The following is a 19,074-nucleotide window of genomic DNA, read 5'->3' as shown; positions in this document are numbered from 1 at the left end:
GCTAAAGATGGCAGACTGATTAGTCCAATGAAACAATCTGATCTTTTGATCGATATGATTCATCGATGGACACTGACCTGCTCACCTCGTTCCTGGAGACCGCCCAACGGCTGCATTTCGGGCACGCGGCCGAGCGTCTTGGGCTGACGCAGCCCGCACTCAGCCACCAGATCCGCCGGCTGGAGCAGCAGGTCGGGGTGACGCTCTTCACGCGCACCAGCCGGCAGGTCCGCCTCACGGCGGCCGGCGAGGTGTTTGTCACCGAGGCGCGCCGAGTGCTGGCCGATCTGGAACGGGCCGTGACGCACTGCCGGTCGGTGGCCGCCGGCGGCGCGGGCCAGCTGCGGATCGGTTCCATCGGCGCGGCGCTGAACAGCGTGACGCCCAAGCTGGTCCGCGGTCTGCTCGACGCGCTGCCCGGACTCGCCGTGCGAGTCACCCAGCTGGACACTCCGGTGCAGCTGGTTGCCTTACGTGCCAACGAAATAGACCTCGCCGTGGTACGGGCGGCCGGTCCGGCCAGCGGCATCGTGTTGGCGGACCTGTTCTGCGAACCGATGGTTCTCGCGCTCCCCGCCCGCCATCGACTGGCTGCCAAAAGCGTGCTGTCCGCCGCGGACCTGCGCGATGAGCGGTTCGTTTTGTGGCCGCGTACGACCAGCCCTCTCTTTCACGACCAGGTCATGGACTACTGCGCCCGGGCCGGCTTCGTCCCCCGCACGGCGATGGAAGGCGCCGACATCGAAACCCAGCTCGGCCTGGTCAGCGCCGGCATCGGCGTCTCCCCGCAACCCGCGTCCTTTGCTGACCTGGGCCGCAAAGGCGTCACCTTTCGCCCACTGCACGAGGCGCCGCACTCCACCGTCCAACTGGCTTGGCTGCAGGCCTCCCCGCCGCCACACCTAGCCGTCGCTCTCTCGGCCGCCCGCGCCGCGGGGGTCAGGGAGCCTTAACGGCCGCCCGTCCACCAACCGATACGTGATGTACACTTTTGATATCTATCAATCTCGGAGGGTTGATGTCCGAAACCTCGGTGGCCAAGGTGTTCATGCACGGCCGGAGCCAAGCAGTCCGGCTTCCCAAACAATTCAGAGTCGACGGCGACCGCGTACGGGTGCGACGGGTCGCGGCGGGAATCCTGCTGGAACCCATCGCCTCCAGTGTCGACGCCTGGTTTGCCGAACTCGATCGGTTCGCCGACGTGCCGTTCATGGAGGATGGACGGCAGCAGCCACCAATGCCTCCCGACACGGACATTTTCGAGTGAGTTACCTCCTGGACACCAACACAGTCGTTGGCGTGATCCGGAACAAACCGGTGTCCATCAGGGAGCGCCTCCGCGATGCCATCGACAGCGGCACCGAGGTTGCTGTTTCCTCCGTAGTGATTTTCGAGCTCTGGTACGGCGTCGCGCGAAGCGCGAGGCAACGAGAGAACGCCGAACAGGTTCGCCTGTTTCTCGCCGGTGACGTTGAAATCGAACCGTTTACCGAAGAGGACGCCGAAATAGCAGGTGCCTTGCGAGCCGAACTCAACGCGACCGGTTCACCCATCGGCCCGTACGACGTGCTCCTCCCAGCCCAGGCCGTTCGGCTCGGCGCGGTGTTCGTCACCGGCAACGTCGGAGAGTTCAGCAGGGTCAAGAAGCTGCGGTGGGAAGACTGGAGCACCTGACCAAGGGGTCAGGGGCTCTTGGTGACCCGGGTAATGCGGGCGCGGACGGCGCGGCGGGCGATGGGGCCCAGGTCGTCGAAAACGTCGATGAGGATGGCCAGTTGGTCGAGGGCGGCGATGGCGCCGCGGGCCGCCGCATCGTCGACGCCGCCGAGCAGTTCCAGGCCGATGAAGGCGGCGCTGACGGCGTTCGCGAGGCCGGCCACGTCGGCGACTTCGGCCAGCGGTGAGCCGGCGATCTGCCGGCGTACGACCGACTCGATCTCGACGGTCCACATTCGCAGCGCGGCGGCGACCGGCTCGACGAGCTTCGGGTCGCTTTGGGCACCGGCCAGCAGTTGCGCCAACACCGACACGTTGCCGAGCTTGCGCTCGTCGGTGAACATCACCCGGCCGATGTCCAGCAGCTCCCGCATCGACCCAGCGGCGGCGAACCGGTCCGAATAGTCGTCAACGCGCGCTCTGGCGGCGGCGACGCTGGCGGCCGCGAGCAGCTCGTCGACGCTTCCGTAGTGGTAGAAGACCAGCGCCTGGTTGACTCCGGCGGCGGCGGCGATCGTACGGGCCGAGACGCCGGCAATGCCGTGCTCGCGCAGCGCGGCCATCGCCCCGTCCAGCAACCGCTGCTTGGTGTCACTCATGCCGATAAGCCTCCCAGACCAGCGGTCAGACGGCGTAGGAGCGGGCTCTGGGGTGGAGAGCGGCGGCGACCGAGGTGGCGAGGCTGGGGAGCTCGGCGAGGTCCAGCGGGCTGAGGGTGATGCGGATGGCCGGTTCACTGGTGACGCGATACATCCGGCCCGGCGCGACCACCCAGCCGGCGTCCAGAAGACGCGCGCAGACCGATGTCTCGTCGGGGACGGGGATCCAGACGTTCAGGCCTGACTTGCCATAAGCGCCGACACCGCGCTCGGCGAGGGCCTCGACGAGGGTCGTACGGCGGAGGTCGTACGAGTGGCGGGCGCGGCGGACCAGCGCGGCCACCTCGGGGTCGGACCACAACGAGACCAACACGGACTGCAGCACGGTGGAGACCCAGCGGGCGGACAGGCCGTGGCGGCCTTCGACCCGGGAGATGGTCTCGTCGTCGCCGGTGAGGATCGCGCAGCGTAGGTCGGGTCCATAAGCCTTGGAAACGGACTGGGCGATCGCCCAGTTCGCGGTGGTGCCGGCGAGCGGGTGGAACTCGGTGCTGGCCAGTTCGCCGATGTGGTCGTCGTCGATCACGATGACCGCGGGGTGCTCGGCGAGGGCGGCTCGCAGCACCTTCGCGCGGGCGGCCGAAATGCTGGCGCCGGTCGGGTTCTGCGCGCGGGTCGTCACTACTAGCGCGCGTGCGCCGCGGCGGATGGCGGCCTCGACGGAGTCGGGCATCGGACCGTCGTCGTCGACGCGTACCGGCTCAGCGGTCAGGCCCATCGACGTCAGCAGGTCCAGCATGTTCGCCCAGCCCGGGTCCTCGATCGCCACCTGGTCGCCGGGGCGCAGGTGGGCGGCCAGTACGCGTTCGATGCCGTCCATCGCGCCGCTGGTCACGGTCAGCGAGGGCGGGTCGATGCCGTACGCGGCGAGGCGGTCACGGGCCATCGCCTCCAGCGGTTCGATGGGCGAGACCTCCCCGCCGTAGAGCACCGGCTCGGGCTCCAACCTGCGCAAATGCGGGCCGAGCCGGGGCAGCAGGCGGGGGTCCGGGCTGCCGCTGGACAGGTCGCGGGCGCCGACCGGCACCGGCAGCCGCAGGTTCAGTCGGGCGGTGACCGTCGGGGCCGCCCGCACCTGGGTGCCGCGCCGGCCACCGGTCTCGACCACGCCCCGCTGCCGGAGCATCCGGTACGCGGCGGCGACGGTGCCAGGGCTGACCGTAAGGTGGACGGCGAGCGTACGCACCGCCGGCAGTTGGTCGCCGGGCGCGAGTTCGCCGGACCGCACGCCGGCCTCGATGGCGCTGGCGATCCCGGTCGACGTGGACCCGCTGAAAGCGAATGGTGTCGGCACAAAGCCAATTATGTACCTGTACGAATTTCGGGCTGGATCCGCAGGTGGCGCGGGGTGCCGACGGCCGGCGCCGGCAGTCTGAGCGGCCCGGCCCCAGGTGTGTACGAGCCGAGAATCCGGGCCTCGCGAGCGCCGGTCACCGACGGCACCGCGCCCGGCAGTCCGTGCCACGACAGGAACCCCAGCACGGCGAAGGCATAGGCCTCCTTCGCGTCCGACGGCACGCCGAGCGCGTCGATGGTGCCGACAGAAGCGCTGGTCAGCTCCCCCAGCCTACGCATCAACACCGGATTGCGGACGCCACCGCCGGACGCCAGCACCTCGGTGACGCCGTGCCGGTCCAGCTCGGCGGCGACCACCCGTGCGGTCAGCTCGGTGAGGGTGGCCAGCACGTCCTCCCCGGAAAGGCCGGCGGGCCGGAAACGTTCGAGATAGCCGGCGTGGAAGAGTTCCTTGCCGGTCGACTTGGGCGGCTCCCGGCGGTAGTACGGCTCGGCGAGCAACACCTGCAAGAACTCGTCGTCGACCTTGCCAGCGGCCGCGTACGCCCCATCGATGTCATACGGAGTCCCGAAAAACCGCCGGGCGGCCAGGTCGGTCAACGCGTTCGCCGGGCCGAGGTCGTAGCCGAGCACGTGCGCGAAGCGGTCGATCACCGTCGCGTTCGCGATACCGCCGAGATTCAGCGCCGCCCGCGGCCGGTCGACGCCCAGCAGCAGCACGTCGAACGCTGGTACGAGCGGGGCACCCTGACCGCCGGCTGCGATGTCCGCCGACCGCAGGTCGGACACCACCGGCAGGCCGGTACGGGCGGCGATCCAAGCCGGCCGCCCCAGCTGCAACGACCCTTGCGCGCGGCCGTCGTCGATCCAGTGAAAGACCGTCTGGCCGTGCGAAACCACCAGGTCACCGCCGTACGCCCGGACCGCCAGCGCCGCCGCCTCCCCGTACGCCCGACCAAGCAGCGTGTCCAACTGGCAGACCCGCTCGATGGTGGTCTGGTTCGGCGGCAACAACGCGCCGATCCGGTCGGTGAGCTCAGCGTCGTAGGGCACCATCTGCGCTCCGAGCGGCGTCATCGCGATGTCGCCGTCAAGGAACTCGAGCTCGGCCACCGCCACGTCGATTCCGTCGTACGACGTACCGGACATCAGACCCACCACCCGCACCGCGCACCCCCATCAAAATCTCTTCGACAGCATGTCAGCAGACCAGGCTCGCGCTCGCCCAGTCCGCGTGGTCATAGTCCATGCCGTCCGCGGTGTTGCCGACGACGAGGTGCACCTGCGAGCGGCCGGTGATGTCCACGTCGATGGTGACCGGGGTGCCAGGAGTGACCGTGGGACTGGTGTAGAGCGTCGTCGAGTCGCCGACCACCGAGAACGTCACCGTGCCATGTGCGCCGACCTCAGCGTCGACGCCGCCGACCGCGACCAGCCGGTGGCACCCGCTCGCGACGAAAGCGATGTCGCTCGGGCCGTGCGCGCCGATGCCCTTCGGGTACGAGACGCCGGCGACCGTGATGACCCCGCCGTCACCGGCCGGTTGCTCGCCGTTGGACTGGTCACGCTCAGCCGGCCCCCAGGCGTTGGTCGACGACGTCCACGCCTTGTCGCTGACGTACGCACCCGTACTCACCGCCGAGCACGTCACCTGCGGTTCCGCCCAGTCCGAGTGGTCGTAGTCGATGCCGTTCCGGGCGTCCGTCACCCGCAGCTCCAACGCCTGGACCCCAGCGATGGGCACGGTCAACGCGGTCGCCGGCTGGCCGCCGGACTTCACGTCCGAATACGCCAGCAGCCGGCCGTCGCCGTAGACCGCGAACCGCACCAACCCCTTGCCGCTGCCCACTTCGTCGTCAATGCCAACATTCGCCGAGAAACGCGTGCAGGAGCCGCCCAGCCACACGTTGACCGCGGAGTCCGCGTGGACGCCGAGCCCATGCGCGTACGCGGTGCCGCCAATCGACAGGCCGCGGCCGTCACCGGCGGCCTGCTCGCCGTTGGACTTGTCGCGCTCCACCGGACCCCAGCCGTTTGACGAGGTCAGCCAGGTCATCGCGGAGACCTGGTACGTGCCGGCGGCGAGCGCTGCGGCGGTCGTACCGGCCCGGCCGACCCGGAACATCGCCACGCCATGGGACGGAACGCTCGCCGAGATCGCGCCTGTGGAGGTCGAGGTGGCGCCCGACCACAGGTCCTTCAGCGCGTACGAAGTGGACCCACCGATGCCGATTTCGGCGGCAGTCGTGGAAATCGTCGCGGTCGCGCCGGAGCGGTTGAAAAGCACGGCGGTCACCGAGCCGTCCGACATCGGTTTCGCCCAGACCTGCGTGTCCCCGAGATCGCGGACCCGGCGGCCCTGCGAGCCACCCCAGTCCTGGTCCACTGCGATCACGTCCGGGTTGGCGATGGTCGCCTTGGTGGCGGCCGACATCGAGGTGAGGTCGTTGCCCAGGATCAGCGGCGCGTTCATCAACGCCCACAACGAAAAGTGTGAGCGCGCCTCGGTGTCGGTCAGGCCGGCGCGGCCCACCTCCAACATGTCCGGGTCGTTCCAGGCGCCGGGATGCGAGAACAGCTCCAGGCCGGCCTGCTGGTCGAGCAGCGAGGTCACGCTGCCCCAGTTGTTGGTGATGTCTCCGGTCGTACGCCACATGTTCCCGCCGGTCGCCGGCCCGAACAGCCACGGATTTTCCTGGCCCCAGTTGCACAGGCTGTAGAAAATCGGCCGACCGGTGGCCTTCAGCGCGTTGCCCATCGCCAGATATCGTTGCAGGGCTGGCTGTCCCTGGTTGTTGCAGTTGTCGTATTTCAGGTAATCCACGCCCCAGGCGGCGAAACTGTTCGCGTCGGCGGTTTCGTGCCCGAGGCTCGCCGGCAGGCCCTGGCAGGTGGCCGTCCCAGCGGAGGAATAAATCCCGAGTTTGAGGCCCTTTCCGTGCACATAGTCGGCCACCGCCTTGATCCCGGACGGAAACTTGACCGGATCGGCGCGCAGGTTGCCGGCCGAGTCGCGGGTGGACGCCATCCAGCAGTCGTCGATGTTGACGTACTGGTAGCCCACCTGATCCAAACCGTTCGCGACAATCTGGTCCGCCGCCGCCTTGATGATGTTTTCGTTGATGTTGCAGCCGAAGTTGTTCCAGCTGTTCCAACCCATCGGTGGCGCCGCGGCTGGCGCCACTGGGGTCGCCGCGGCGGCTGGGGTCACTCCGACCAGCACGGCCGCGAGCAGAATCAGGGCGAAAAGGGCACGTCTCATCGGGGACTCCTCGTCGAGGGGGTACGGCCCAGAGCCTCGGTGTTGTACTCCGATTCGAACGCAAGGCGCAAGGCTTCGTCCGCAACGGGACGAAAATCAGCTCAAGTCCGTGCGTACCAGTCCCAAAGCGCGGCCTCCGCCGCGGCACCGCCAGCACCCACTTCGGCCAAGATGTCGGCCCAGGCCCGCGCCACCCTGGCCTGGGTGCCGATCGGCGTGTGCGTACGATTCGTCAACAGCACCGCCACCCGCTCGATGGCGGGGAAAACCGCGAACCCGGTGCCGGTGAAACCGCCATGCCCAGCCGCGCCTTCGACCGGCCAGAGCCGAAAACCGGCAGCCTGTTCAGGATCCGGGCTGGCCGTCAGGAAATCGTCCACAGTGGACGGTGACCAGAGGCCTTCACCGGCCAGCGAGGCCAGCACTCCGCGACCGAGCGCCACCAGATCGTCGGCGCTGGCGAACAGGCCGGCATGTCCGGCGATCCCGCCGCGGGCGTGCCAGGCGTTGCCGTCGCCCACCTCGCCAACGAGCGTATACGCCCGCCAACCGCGGAACGCGTCCGGCTCGACCTCCACCGGATAGGGCTGACCAGTCGCGACCATGGTCCGCTCGATCCAGTCACCGTGCGTGGTCGCCACGATCGGGCCATCCAGACCACGACCGCCCGGCCGGAAATGGGCACCGGTCATGCCCAGCGGCTGGAACACGCGTTCAGCGGCCAGTTGCTGGAAAGGCGTACCAGTGGCGGCCGTGGCGAGGTCAGCCAGTAGCATGAATCCCAGGTCGGAATAATGGCGCCCAGCGCGTACCGGATAACGCTGAGTGAGGGGGCGTGGATCCGCGTACGTCGGTACCCACTCGGCCAGCCCAGACTGGTGCTGCAGCATGTCGCGCACGGTCGCGGTGCTGTCGTACGCCGGCAGCCACTCCCGCGCCGGCACGTCGAGAGCCACCTCGCCGGCGTCGACCAGGCTCATCAGCACCGCGGTCGTCGCCGCCACTTTGGTCACCGACGCGAGATCGAAGAGTTCTTCACCGGTCACCGCGACCGGGTCCGACACCGGCCACAACTGGCCATCGCGCAGGTCGTACGACTGCCGGACACCGATCGCGCGAGCCGTCAGATCGGCCGTACGACTGGCGATTCGCAACACTCCCGCGGAAGGCGCCACCAGCTGGTCAGCCCGTTCGTTCGTCACGGTAGAAAAGTCTCCAGGTTGGTTCTTGGTCTGACAAGAATTACCGTCGTGCACAGCGCAACGATCAGGAGGCGGCACGTGCGACTTTCCCGGACTTGGCTGGCGGCCCTCGCGGCTACCGTGGTGGCGACCGGTGGGCTGGCCGCCTGCAGCCCCAATCCCAGCGGCGACGCGACCAGCCAGGGCATGCTGACGATCGCCCGGACCGGCGACATCGACCAACTCGACCCCGCCCGGGCCACCGCCTTCCAGACCGTACAGACCCTCGGACTGGTCTACGACACACTGCTGACCAGCGACGACACCGGCAACCTCGCCCCAGGCCTGGCGACCAGTTGGCAGGAGAAAGGTGCCACGGTCACCTTCGCCCTGCGGTCCGGGGTGAAATTTCATGACGGCACGCCGTTCACCGCGAGCGACGTGAAGGCCACGCTGGAACGCGACCTCGACCCCAAGACCAGCTCGGTGGTCCGGTCGTACCTGAAGGTCATCACCTCCGTCGCCGCGCCCAGCTCCACTTCTGTCGTGCTGACGCTTCAGCATCCGGACACCTCGCTGCTGACAGCGCTGACCTATGTCGGTGCGTCCATCCTCGCGGAGAAAGACATCAAGGCCGGTACGGTCGCGCGCAAACCGAACGGCACTGGCCCGTACGCGTGGGGGAAATGGCAGCAGAACCAGCGGTTGGACCTCACCGCGAACTCCGCTTACTGGGGCGGGAAGCCGAAAAACGGCGGCCTGGAATTCCGGGTGATCCCGGACGAGGCGTCCATCGTCTCCGGTATGAAGGCGCACAGTTTCGACTTCGGCCTGGTTTCCGACCCGGCGGTGGCCCGCCAGGTCAGCACCGGCGGGAATGTCACGGTCGTCAACGAACCGACTTTGTCGTACCACGTCCTGCAGCTCAACGGCCGGCGCGGACCACTCGCGAATGTCAAGGCACGGCAGGCGATCGCGTGTGCGGTCGACCGCCCACAGCTGGCCGCGTCCGTCTACTTTGGACACGCCACGGTGACCGGCCCGATCACCAGCCCGGCCTACCCGTACGACGCGACCGCCGGCTTGCCCTGCAAGCCGGGCGATGTGAACGCGGCCAAACAACTGCTGGCCGCATCCGGAAACCCGAACGGCTTCACCCTGCACACCATCGTGGAAACCGGCGAATACTCGACCTCGACGAACATCGCGCAGGTGCTGCAGTCGCAGCTCGGCGCGATCGGGGTCAAGCTCGACATCGACCGGCAGCAGACGAACGTCTACGTACCGAACTGGACCAAGGCGAACTTTGACGCGGCGGTCGCGCTCAATGGCGGCAGCGTCGATCCGTACCTGCAATATGGACGGTATTTCACCACCGACGGCAGCCTGAAAGTGCCGGCCGGGCTGACCGATGCCAAGCTCGACCAGTTGCTCACCCAAGGCAACGCGGCCACCGACCTGGCGGCTCGCAAGCAGATTTTCGGTCAGTTGCAGCAAACCCTGCTGACCGACTCACCATGGGTCTGGCTGCTGCGCAACCAGGTCTATTACCTGACCACCAAGGGCGTCACTGGTTTCAAGCCGCTGCCGACGGAGTCTCTGCTGTATTTGAGGGATACCAAGGCATGAGTTTGCGTTATTTGGGTGGGCGGCTGCTCGGTACGGTCGTCACCCTGCTGGGTGTCGCGGTGGTGGTTTTCGTGGTGCTCCGGGCATTGCCCGGGGACACCATCACGGCGAAGCTGGGCACCGAGTCAGCTAACCTGGACGCTGGCCAGCTGGCCGCGTTGCGGCATTTCTACGGTCTGGACCGGCCGCTGCCGCTGCAGTTCTTCAGCTGGCTCGGCGGTGTCCTGACCGGAAACCTGGGCGTCTCGCTGGACACCGGCACGCCAGTGTCCACCTTGGTCGCTGGCGCGCTGCCGGTCACCGTCGAGCTGGCCGTCCTGGCGATGCTGATCGCCACCCCGATCGGCGTGTTGGCCGGAATGCTGGCCGCCGGCCGGCCCGGCCGGCTTCGCGATCTTTCGGTGCAGGGCGCCGGACTGCTCGGGCTCGCGCTGCCGGAGTTCGTGCTGGCCTCGCTGTGTGTCGCCGCGCTGGCCGCGGTTTTCGCGTACTTCCCGGATCCCGGCACATATGTCCCGTTGACCACCTCCATCGGCGGCAACCTCAGCCAACTGCTCTATCCGGCGCTCGTGCTCGCGGTCGGGCTGGCCGCGAACATCATGCGAACCACCCGGTCGGCCTACCTGGAAGCGGCCGGCGCGGACTTTGTGCGTACGGCAAAGGGAAAAGGGCTCGCCGGCCAGCGGATTCGGTTCCGACACATCCTGCCCAACGCCGGCATCCCGATCGTCACCATGGTCGGCATCCAGTTCGGCTATCTGCTTGGCGGGACCGTGATCGTCGAGCAGATCTTTGCCTTACCAGGCCTGGGAAGGCTGCTGTTGAACGGCATTCTGCAACAGGACTACGCGATCGTACAGGGCACGACTTTGCTGGTAGCGACGGCATTCGTGCTGGTCAACTTCGGCGTCGACCTCGCCTATCGGCTGCTCGATCCACGTACCCGACTGGGCACCTCATGACGGCCGCGCTGGTCACCACCGCGGTCCGCTCGTCCGGCCAGCTGATCGTGCGTCGACTGTGGACGGACCGCAGTGGCCGGATCGGCTGTGTGCTGGTCGGGCTGGTGCTGTTGGTCGGGCTGGCGGCCGCTTTCGGGCTGCTGCCGTACGATCCGATCGCCCAGTCGGCGGCACGCCTGCGGCCGCCGTCCGCGGCCCACTGGTTCGGCACCGACCAGTTCGGCCGGGACATCGCGGCCCGGACCTTCGGCGGCATCTTCGCGTCGTTGCGAGTTTCGGTGCTGGCGGTGGCGATCGCCGCCGTCGTGGGCGGCTTTCTGGGCATCCTGGCCGGTTTCGCCGGTGGCCTGCTGGACGCGATCATCGGCCGGCTGACCGACATTCTCTTCGCTTTCCCGGCGATTCTGCTGGCGCTGGCCCTGGTGGCCGCGCTCGGACACGGCTGGACGAACACCGCGATCGCGATTTCGGTCGTCTACGTCCCGATTTTCGTCCGAGTGGCCCGCGGTCCAGTGCTGGCCGTCCGGGAATCGGACTATGTGCAGGCAGCGCGAGCACTCGGCTTCTCCCCCGCTCGCATCCTGTTCCGGCACATCCTCCCAAACGTCAGCGCGCCTTTGGGCGTACAAACGGCCTTGGCGCTGTCGTGGGGAATCCTCACCGAGTCGGCGCTGTCTTTCCTGGGCCTCGGCGCACAACCTCCGGACCCGTCTCTGGGTCTGATGGTCAACGACGCCCGCAACCTGCTCACCGAGGCGTGGTGGACGCTCGCCTTCCCAGCGGCCGCGATCGTGGTCGCCGTGGTCGGCTTGAACCTGCTCGCCGACGGCCTGCGCGGAGCGAGCCGATGACCGGGCTGCGGGTCGAGGAACTGCGGACCGTGCTGAAGACCGGCACCGCCGTCGTACGAGACGTGTCGTTCACCGTCGAACCCGGCGAAATCGTTGGCCTGGTCGGCGAAAGCGGCTCCGGCAAGACGCTCACCGCACTGTCCGTCGCCGGCCTGCTGCCGGCCGCCGCCGAGGTCACTGGCGGGAAGGTGTTCCTGGGCAACGAAAACCTGCTGGAGCTGTCCGAGCGGCGTCGGCGGGCCGCTCGCGGAGCCGGGATCGCGATGATCTACCAGGATCCGATGACCGCGCTGAACCCGCTGATGACCGTCGGAGCGCAGATTTCCGAAGGCCTGCGCGCGCACGGAGTTTCCCGTACGCAAGCACGTGAACGTACGCTCGAGGCGATCGCCGAAGTGCGGCTGCCGCAGCCCGCCGTGATGGCCCGGCGATATCCGCATCAGCTCTCCGGCGGCCAGCGCCAGCGGATGATGATCGCCGGTGCACTCGCGATGCGACCGGCCGTGCTCATCGCCGACGAACCGACGACCGCGCTGGATGTCACCGTCCAGCAACAGATTCTCGCGTTGGTCGACGATCTGCGCCGAACCCATTCGCTGGGGGTGCTGTGGATCACCCACGATCTCGCGGTGCTGGCCCAACTCGCCGATCGGGTGTTGGTGATGTACGCCGGCCGGATCGTCGAGTCGGCGTCCACTGTGGACCTCTTCGAGTCGCCACGGCACCCGTACACGGCCGCCCTGCTGGCCTCGATCCCGCCTGCTACCGGCATCGAGCGTCCACCCCTGCCACAGATTGGCGGCGTTCCCCCAGATCTGGCCGCACTGCCCGCCGGCTGCCCTTTCCAGCCGCGCTGCGAGCACGCCGAGGACCGTTGTTCGGTCGTCGACCCGCCGCTGGATTCCGTTGCGGCCGCTCACGAAGCGGCCTGCCTGGTTCTCCCGGAGCGGTGGTCATGATCGAAGTCGAAGGTCTGGTCAAGCACTACCGCGGCCGCGGTGCGCCCGTACGCGCGGTGGACGGCATTTCGTTCCAGGTCGGCAAAGGTGAGGCGCTCGGCCTGGTGGGCGAGTCAGGGTGCGGAAAGTCGACCACCGCGCGGTTGCTCGTGCGACTGGAGAACCCGACCGCCGGCACGGTCCGGCTCGGCGGCGAGGACGTCACCACCCTGGGTGGCCGTGCGCTGCGTCAAGTCCGGCGACGGATCCAGCTGGTTTTCCAGGATCCGTACTCGTCTCTCAACCCGCGACTGACCGTCGGCAGCGCGCTGGCCGAGGTTCTTTCCGTGCACGGCATGAAAACTCCGGTCGGCGAGCTGTTGGAGACGGTCGGCCTCGCGGCCGGGCTGGCCGGCCGCTACCCACCCGAGCTATCCGGCGGACAGCGACAACGAGTAGGCATCGCCCGCGCTTTGGCGGTAAATCCCGAAATTCTCGTGCTGGACGAACCGGTCTCGGCGCTGGACGTGTCCGTACGAGCCGAGGTGATGAACCTGCTTTCCCGGCTGCGTACCGATCTCGGTCTCACGTACGTCTTCATTTCGCACGATCTCGGGATGGTCCGGCACCTCTGCGACCGGATCGCGGTGATGTATCTCGGCCAGATCGTGGAAATCGGCGGCTGGCAGCAGGTGTCCGACGCGCCGGCGCACCCGTACGCGCAATGCCTTCGCGCGGCCATCCCGCAGCCGGATCCAACCAGCCGCCGACCCGCGAAGGTGCTGGCCGGTGACGTACCGGATCCGACCGCGGTGCCATCGGGCTGCCGTTTCCATCCGCGCTGCCCGCTCGTCGAAGATCGCTGTCGTACGGACGAACCGGAACTGCTCGCGAAAGCCGCCGATCATCCGGTCGCCTGTCACGTCGTCAACCGCTGATCAGTATTCGTCGTGAAAGCGCACCTCGGCGCTGCCCGCCTTGGCTCCGAGCGCGGTGGCCCGGCCTTCCGGCTTTTCCCACGCTTCCTGGCGCCCGAGCGCGGTCAGGTCGAGATAGTAGTGCGTACCGCCGGGTTGTTCGAGGCCACGAGCGAAAGTAGAGTACGTATGGAAGATTTTCTCTTCGTCACGAAGGAAGACACTCAGGCCCGGGTAGTCTCCTCGCCGCGGCGGCGACCAGGGATAGCCGGCCGCCGCGAGCTCGTCCTCGTCACGAAAGTTCAGCAGCACTGGCCCGACCCGGTCGTCGACAGTGGCCTGGAAGTCGTAGTTGAAGTCGCTGCCTTCCGAGGAATACCAAGGAAACGCCCAGCCCATTCGGTCATGGAACGGGACGATTTTCGCCAGCGGCCCGCGCGAGACCGCGGCCAGCGTGACATCACGGGCATGCAGATGAGTCAGGTTGCCGATGTTGTCGGCCGCGCCCGAACAACTGGGGCAGCCCACGTCCCGCGGAGTCTCGTTGCCGTCCTCATCCACTGCGAAATTCCACATGAAATGGTGCAGAATCAGCTGACCCCGGCCCTCGAACAAGTCGAGCAGGCTGACCGGTCCCTTTCGGCTCTGGAAAACGTACGGCTTGTCGACCCTTACCATCGGCATCCGGCGACGCTCCGCGCTCAGCTCGTCGCGGATGCGGGTGACCTCCTTTTCCTTCGCCAGCAACTCTCGGCGAGCGACCAGCCACTCTTCGCGCGACACGATCTCCGGCAGGCTCATCGTTTCTCTCCTCGGTTCGTGGGAGTAGGTACACAAAGGGATCGGCGCGAGCCGGCGGTTCTCTACATCGCGCTGCCACATCCGGACACCAGGCTGGTCATCGGCCGTTCGCGGGGTTGTCTCCGGGCCGTCATCGAAGGATGATTTCGTCGACTCGACACGTGTCGTAAAGCGTTTACGCGAAAGAAGGCAGTTCGGTGGCAGGTCGGCTGACCGCTCTGGGAGCGGGTTTCGTGGCATGTTCGCTGGTCATCGCGGGTTTGGTTGGTACGCCCGGAGCGTCCGCCAGCCCAGGTCTAGCCAGGTGGCTGCCGCCCACACCGGCGACTTGGCCGCTGGTGGTCGACGAGCAGACCAGCGCTAAGCAGACGCTCACGCGCGGGGTCCAGCAGTGGTCGGACCACCTCGACACGGCCGGCGGCGCCCAGCGCGCACAGGTGATGGATGTGGACCTCACCGACCCGAACCTCCGGCTCGGCGTGGTCGAGTCGCACGACCACCTCACCGACACCGCCGACGAGGTGCCCACCTCGATGGCCGACCGGACCGGCGCGATCGCCGGCGTCAACAGCGACTTTTTCGAGATCTACGGTTCCGGCCGGCCGGAGGGAATGGTCGTCATCGACGGCCAACTGGTGAAAAGCCCGAACGCCAGCCGGCCATGGAACCTGATGGTCCGCGACAACGGCTCGATCGGGATCGGGCCGGCCACCTACGCCGGCACCGTCACCGCCGGCGCGGCCAGTCATCCGATCACTTCTGTCAACACTGTCAACGATCTTTCCACCACCGGTGCGCTCGTACGAGTCACGTCCTATCTTGGTACGCCCTCGCCGATCCCATCGTCCACTGTGGTCAGCGGCAAGCGTGAGGGCGCCGCGCTGGTCATCACCTCGATCACCCCGAAGGTGACCGACCTGGCCCAACTTCCGGCCGGCACCGAGGAACTGGTCGGCACCGGCGACGCAGGCACCTGGCTGACCGCCAACGCGCACCTCGGCGATCGGCTGGCCATCGCTGAGAAAGTCGGGCCGGACAACGATCTCCGGCAGGCCGTCAGCGGCGGCGCGATCCTGGTCAAGGACGGCGAGCGGGCGGTGCCGTTGCAGGGCCCGGGCGAAAACAACATCAACAACCCGGTCACCGCGGTCGGCGTCACGAAGGACGGCAAGAAAGCGATTTTCGCTGCTTTTGACGGACACCAGGCCGAAGGGGTCGCGCAGGGACTCACCGAGCCTCAGCTTGCCGGCTGGCTGATCCAGCATGGCGCGTACAACGCGATTCTCTTCGACTCCGGCGGCTCCACCCAGATGGTGGGCCGGCTGCCCGGACAAACCACAACCTCCGTACTGAACGTACCTTCCGACGGCCACGAACGGCCGGTGGCCAACGGACTTTTCCTTTACAGTACGAGCAAACAGCCCGGCCCTGCGACACACACCGTGGTCAATGGCGGCAAACCGTTGACAGCGCTGACTCATTCGACGTTGGACGTGCCCGCGTACGCCACGGACTCCGCCGACAATCCGGCCCGCGAGCCTGTACAGCTGGCAGTTTTCCCACCCTCGCTGGGATCCGTACGAGGTGACAAGATCGTCACGGCTGGACACACCGGCAGCGGCGTCGTGACCGTGCGCGCCGGCCGCGCCCTTTCCGTCGTACCGTTCGAAGTGGTCGACAAGCTCAGCACGCTGTCCGCCACGCCCACACAGGTCGATCTCGGCAATGGGCAGACCCAGAAACTCACCATTTCCGGCACCGCGCGCGGTAAACCCGCGGCCCTCCCCGATTCCGCTGTCTCGTGGACCGTGTCGCCGCCCGCGCTGGGAACCGTCGCCGCCGACGGCACCTTCACCGCCGCCGCCTCCGGCGGCGGGCTGGCCACCGTCACCGCGCGGGCCGGCACCCAGACCGCGACCGTGAGCGTCGCGGTCGGACAGACCTCGGTCCCGGTCGACCCGCTCACCGATGCCTCGAAATGGTCGGTCAGCGACGCGTACATGAACGTCTATCCCCGGCACGTACCCAGCCCTGGTGGCACGTCCACATCGGATGGTTCGCTTTCGTTTGACCCGACAGCGAAACGGACCCCGTCCGACGCCGGCGCGATGAAAGTGCATTACAACTACCCGAACGTGAGCAAGACCTTCGACCTGGACATGTATCTCAACGATCCAGAAAGCGAGCAGGTCGCACTGCTGAACGGCTCGCAGGCACCGATCGGGTTGGGCGTCTGGGTCAAGGGCAACAGCGATTTGGCCAGCCGCCCCGGAAAAGCGCTGGATCCGGGCATTGTCAGCCTCAACGTCGGCATCTGGCAGGCCAGCAACCAACCGACCAGCTTCTACCCGACAGGCGTCACCTTCGACGGCTGGCAATATGTCGTCGCCACTCTTCCGCAGGGCCTGCAGTTTCCCCTGCGGATCAACTACCTGGCGCTGGTCGTCATCAAACCGGGGCCGAACCTCACCGGTGACGTGTGGTTCTCTGGCCTGCAGGCACTCTACTCACCGCGACCGCCCAAGCCAGTGCAATACACCGCGATCCCGAAGAACCCGAGTTGGCTGCAGTTCACCGACGTCGATTCCTTCCGGCGCGGCGGGACAACCGTCGCCGCGATGGACGACGCCCACGTGACAGCCGCCTCCCCGAACGCGACCGGCCCAACGGTCATGCGGAACATCGGCAGCGCTTTTGGTTCGCTGCCAGCGAATGCCAGACCGCAGCAGGTCCAAGCGCTCGGCGACATGCCCGACAGTGGCACGCCAGAGAACCTGAACTATGCGAACTCCCTGTTGGCTGGCCTCAATACGCCTTACCGTGACGCACCGGGAAACCACGAGATCACCCAGGGCGCGAACCCGGAGAACGGCAACTTCGCCAGCGTTTTCGGCGCCACCCACTACTCGTACCCAGTGGGACCCGCGAACGTCATCGTCACCGATTCCAGCCACATCGGTATTCTCGGTTCTGACCCGTACCAGAACGTCGACACCGACGAGTCGCAATACCAGTGGCTGGTCGATCAGTTGACCGCCAACCGCTCGAAAGTCGCGATCGTCGCGACACACGCGCCCGCGTACGATCCGCATCCCCGCGCCGACAGCCAGTTCAGTGACCGCTGGGAAGCGCGAATGTACGAGGAACTGCTGATCCGCTACCAAAAGACGCATCCGGGAGTTCACACAATCCTGTTCTTCGGGCATTCCCGCGGATTCGCCGAAAACCTCTTCGACGCCGCCGGCAACAACGTCGCCGACGGCCTACCGAACTTCGTGGTCGCCGACGCCGGCTCTCCCCCGTACGCGTCCACGGACCAGGGTGGCTTCTATCACTACGGCCTTTTCCACATTCTCTCCGACGGCACCGTACAGTTCGCCGTCCAGCCTGTGTTGGCAAGTGTTTCGATGATCGCTCCCAAAACATCGCTTACGCGGGGCGAAAGTGAGACACTGTCCGGCACCGGAACAACTGTCACCGGAAACGACGCCGCCGCATTGTCCGTACCGATCGCGGATCCAGTTTCCCGCTCCTGGACCACCTCAGATCCCCGAGTGGCCACCATCGACCGACGTACCGGCCAAGTCACCGCACACCGACCCGGAACCGCCACCATCACCCTTACTACCGGCGGCGTCTCCAGCACCTGCATTCTCATCGTGACCGGTTGATTCACCCGGTGCTGGTGTCGTTCGGCGGGTGTCGCAATTCAGCGGCGCTCGCCCCGGCCGACCCAGCACCGGCCCCCAGGTGCCGCCGGTGGGGCTGTTTTAGTTAGCTACCCCAACGAAATTCGGTCATTCGAACAGGTATATCAGGGCCGCCCCACCCGAAAAACCAACAAGCTGGCCAGCCGAACCACCGTTCTAGACAGCGAGCACGATTTTGCCGGTGGTGCGGCCGGTTTCGCCGTGGCGGTGAGCGGCGGCGGCTTCCGCGAGCGGGAACACCGAGTCAATCTCGACCCGCAACTGGCCGGCGTCCACGAGCCCCGCGAGCGCTTTCATGCCGGCGTAGTCAGCTTCGACGAGGGTGAAACCTGCGCTTATCCCTAGCGAGGCCGCTGCCGCGATCCGGTCCGGCTCGATCAATTCCGTCAGCGAGATCAGGAAACCGCCTGGGCGCAACACTTTCAGGGAGCGGTCGAAATAGTCGCCACCGATGGTGTCCAAGACGACGTCGATTTCCTTGACGGCCTCAGCGAAATCCTGCTGGCGATAGTCGATCAGCTCGTCCGCGCCAAGCCCGCGCAGAAATGCGTGCTTGGCTTCACTGGCCGTGCCGATGACATAGGCGCCGCGGGCTTTGGCGATCTGTACGGCCAGATGACCGACGCCGCCGGCGGCGGCATGGATCAGCACTCGTTGGCCGGGACGTACGTCCGCCGTCTCGGTCAACGCCTGCCACGCGGTCAGGCCAGCGAGCGGCAGCGCGGCGGCGTGTAAATGATCGAGGCTGGCGGGTTTGCGGGTGAAATGACGGGCCGGCGCGGTGACATATTCAGCGTACGTGCTGGCCTGCTGCGGGAACCTTGGCATGCCGAAAATTTCGTCCCCCGGCTGGAAAAGCGTCACGCCCGGCCCGGCGACCTCGACTACTCCGGACACGTCGTAACCGAGGATGGGCGGCTCGCCGGTAATGCCGCCTCCGGCCATCCGGGACTTCCAGTCGGTCGGGTTGACGCTGGTGGCATGCACCCGTACGAGCACCTCGGCCAGGCCCGGCTCGGGCCGTGCGGTTTCGATCAGCTCCAGCACGTCGGGGCCGCCCCACGCCTTGCACCGGACCGCCCGCATCATCGTTGTCGTTTGCATTCACCGATCTTCCCGGCAGACGAGCGACCAGGAACAGTGGCCAGATAG

16 protein-coding genes are annotated in these 19,074 nt (G+C 67.0%); 9 read left to right on the top strand and 7 right to left on the bottom strand.

Going from position 1 to position 19,074, the window contains the following annotated elements:
• The first annotated feature begins 65 nt into the window (after positions 1–65).
• The 3 genes from ABD301_RS35245 (at position 66) to ABD301_RS35235 (ending at position 1,674) form a co-directional block, all read left to right on the top strand.
• Entirely contained in the window at positions 66–953 is an 888-nt protein-coding gene (locus ABD301_RS35245; protein ID WP_344314505.1) for a LysR substrate-binding domain-containing protein, read from the top strand.
• A gap of 65 nt (positions 954–1,018) precedes the next feature.
• Positions 1,019–1,267: an antitoxin gene (locus ABD301_RS35240; protein WP_344314504.1), complete on the top strand. Its 249-nt coding sequence runs from the start codon at positions 1,019–1,021 to the stop codon at positions 1,265–1,267.
• Positions 1,264–1,674: a type II toxin-antitoxin system VapC family toxin gene (locus ABD301_RS35235; RefSeq protein ID WP_344314503.1), complete on the top strand. Its 411-nt coding sequence runs from the start codon at positions 1,264–1,266 to the stop codon at positions 1,672–1,674. The genes ABD301_RS35240 and ABD301_RS35235 overlap by 4 nt, the downstream gene beginning before the upstream one ends.
• A gap of 8 nt (positions 1,675–1,682) precedes the next feature.
• Here ABD301_RS35235 and ABD301_RS35230 read toward each other — a convergent pair whose 3' ends face one another.
• The 5 genes from ABD301_RS35230 to ABD301_RS35210 form a co-directional block, all read right to left on the bottom strand.
• On the bottom strand, positions 1,683–2,315 hold the full coding sequence (locus ABD301_RS35230) for a TetR/AcrR family transcriptional regulator (protein ID WP_163573346.1): 633 nt from the start codon (positions 2,313–2,315) through the stop codon (positions 1,683–1,685).
• 25 nt (positions 2,316–2,340) lie between these two features.
• The gene (locus tag ABD301_RS35225; protein WP_344314502.1) at positions 2,341–3,669 is read right to left on the bottom strand and encodes an aminotransferase class I/II-fold pyridoxal phosphate-dependent enzyme; all 1,329 of its coding nucleotides are present in this window, start codon (positions 3,667–3,669) and stop codon (positions 2,341–2,343) included.
• A gap of 8 nt (positions 3,670–3,677) precedes the next feature.
• A complete protein-coding gene (locus tag ABD301_RS35220) occupies positions 3,678–4,838 on the bottom strand; it encodes an anhydro-N-acetylmuramic acid kinase (protein ID WP_344314501.1) in 1,161 nt (386 codons plus the stop codon).
• A 34-nt stretch (positions 4,839–4,872) separates the two neighbouring features.
• Entirely contained in the window at positions 4,873–6,933 is a 2,061-nt protein-coding gene (locus ABD301_RS35215; RefSeq protein WP_344314500.1) for an NPCBM/NEW2 domain-containing protein, read from the bottom strand.
• A 101-nt stretch (positions 6,934–7,034) separates the two neighbouring features.
• The gene (locus tag ABD301_RS35210; protein WP_344314499.1) at positions 7,035–8,135 is read right to left on the bottom strand and encodes a serine hydrolase domain-containing protein; all 1,101 of its coding nucleotides are present in this window, start codon (positions 8,133–8,135) and stop codon (positions 7,035–7,037) included.
• A 78-nt stretch (positions 8,136–8,213) separates the two neighbouring features.
• On the opposite strand from ABD301_RS35210, the gene ABD301_RS35205 reads away from it, so the two are divergent.
• Genes ABD301_RS35205 through ABD301_RS35185 form a run of 5 tightly spaced genes read left to right on the top strand, consistent with a single transcriptional unit; the run spans position 8,214 to position 13,432 of the window.
• Positions 8,214–9,743, top strand: coding sequence for an ABC transporter substrate-binding protein (locus ABD301_RS35205; RefSeq protein ID WP_163573348.1), 1,530 nt, complete (start codon positions 8,214–8,216; stop codon positions 9,741–9,743).
• Entirely contained in the window at positions 9,740–10,705 is a 966-nt protein-coding gene (locus ABD301_RS35200; RefSeq protein WP_344314498.1) for an ABC transporter permease, read from the top strand. The genes ABD301_RS35205 and ABD301_RS35200 overlap by 4 nt, the downstream gene beginning before the upstream one ends.
• Positions 10,702–11,556: an ABC transporter permease gene (locus ABD301_RS35195; RefSeq protein ID WP_163573349.1), complete on the top strand. Its 855-nt coding sequence runs from the start codon at positions 10,702–10,704 to the stop codon at positions 11,554–11,556. The genes ABD301_RS35200 and ABD301_RS35195 overlap by 4 nt, the downstream gene beginning before the upstream one ends.
• Positions 11,553–12,515 carry an ABC transporter ATP-binding protein gene (locus tag ABD301_RS35190; RefSeq protein WP_163573350.1) on the top strand — a complete coding sequence of 321 codons (963 nt, stop codon included), beginning with the start codon at positions 11,553–11,555 and terminating at the stop codon, positions 12,513–12,515. Before ABD301_RS35195 ends, ABD301_RS35190 begins: the two co-directional genes overlap by 4 nt.
• Positions 12,512–13,432, top strand: coding sequence for an ABC transporter ATP-binding protein (locus ABD301_RS35185; RefSeq protein WP_344314497.1), 921 nt, complete (start codon positions 12,512–12,514; stop codon positions 13,430–13,432). The genes ABD301_RS35190 and ABD301_RS35185 overlap by 4 nt, the downstream gene beginning before the upstream one ends.
• On the opposite strand, the gene ABD301_RS35180 is transcribed toward ABD301_RS35185, so the two are convergent.
• The gene (locus ABD301_RS35180) at positions 13,433–14,212 is read right to left on the bottom strand and encodes a DUF899 domain-containing protein (protein WP_344314496.1); all 780 of its coding nucleotides are present in this window, start codon (positions 14,210–14,212) and stop codon (positions 13,433–13,435) included. It abuts the gene before it with no gap.
• A gap of 197 nt (positions 14,213–14,409) precedes the next feature.
• Here ABD301_RS35180 and ABD301_RS35175 point away from each other — a divergent pair, with 197 nt between their 5' ends.
• Positions 14,410–17,883, top strand: coding sequence for a phosphodiester glycosidase family protein (locus ABD301_RS35175; protein WP_344314494.1), 3,474 nt, complete (start codon positions 14,410–14,412; stop codon positions 17,881–17,883).
• A gap of 195 nt (positions 17,884–18,078) precedes the next feature.
• On the opposite strand, the gene ABD301_RS35170 is transcribed toward ABD301_RS35175, so the two are convergent.
• Positions 18,079–19,026, bottom strand: coding sequence for an NADP-dependent oxidoreductase (locus ABD301_RS35170; protein ID WP_344314493.1), 948 nt, complete (start codon positions 19,024–19,026; stop codon positions 18,079–18,081).
• Between the last annotated feature and the right edge of the window lie 48 nt (positions 19,027–19,074).

It is taken from the genome of Fodinicola feengrottensis, assembly GCF_039530045.1.
Lineage (GTDB): Bacteria > Actinomycetota > Actinomycetes > Mycobacteriales > HKI-0501 > Fodinicola > Fodinicola feengrottensis.
Note: the sequence above shows the minus strand (reverse complement) of the source record. Positions and strands in the feature narration are given on the sequence as shown.

Coding starts and splice junctions, on each gene's coding strand:
- ABD301_RS35245 (WP_344314505.1), top strand. CDS start 66: ATGGACACTGACCTGCTCACCTCGTTCCTGGAGACCGCCCAACGGCTG.
- ABD301_RS35240 (WP_344314504.1), top strand. CDS start 1,019: ATGTCCGAAACCTCGGTGGCCAAGGTGTTCATGCACGGCCGGAGCCAA.
- ABD301_RS35230 (WP_163573346.1), bottom strand. CDS start 2,315: ATGAGTGACACCAAGCAGCGGTTGCTGGACGGGGCGATGGCCGCGCTG.
- ABD301_RS35215 (WP_344314500.1), bottom strand. CDS start 6,933: ATGAGACGTGCCCTTTTCGCCCTGATTCTGCTCGCGGCCGTGCTGGTC.
- ABD301_RS35200 (WP_344314498.1), top strand. CDS start 9,740: ATGAGTTTGCGTTATTTGGGTGGGCGGCTGCTCGGTACGGTCGTCACC.
- ABD301_RS35195 (WP_163573349.1), top strand. CDS start 10,702: ATGACGGCCGCGCTGGTCACCACCGCGGTCCGCTCGTCCGGCCAGCTG.
- ABD301_RS35190 (WP_163573350.1), top strand. CDS start 11,553: ATGACCGGGCTGCGGGTCGAGGAACTGCGGACCGTGCTGAAGACCGGC.
- ABD301_RS35185 (WP_344314497.1), top strand. CDS start 12,512: ATGATCGAAGTCGAAGGTCTGGTCAAGCACTACCGCGGCCGCGGTGCG.
- ABD301_RS35180 (WP_344314496.1), bottom strand. CDS start 14,212: ATGAGCCTGCCGGAGATCGTGTCGCGCGAAGAGTGGCTGGTCGCTCGC.
- ABD301_RS35170 (WP_344314493.1), bottom strand. CDS start 19,026: ATGCAAACGACAACGATGATGCGGGCGGTCCGGTGCAAGGCGTGGGGC.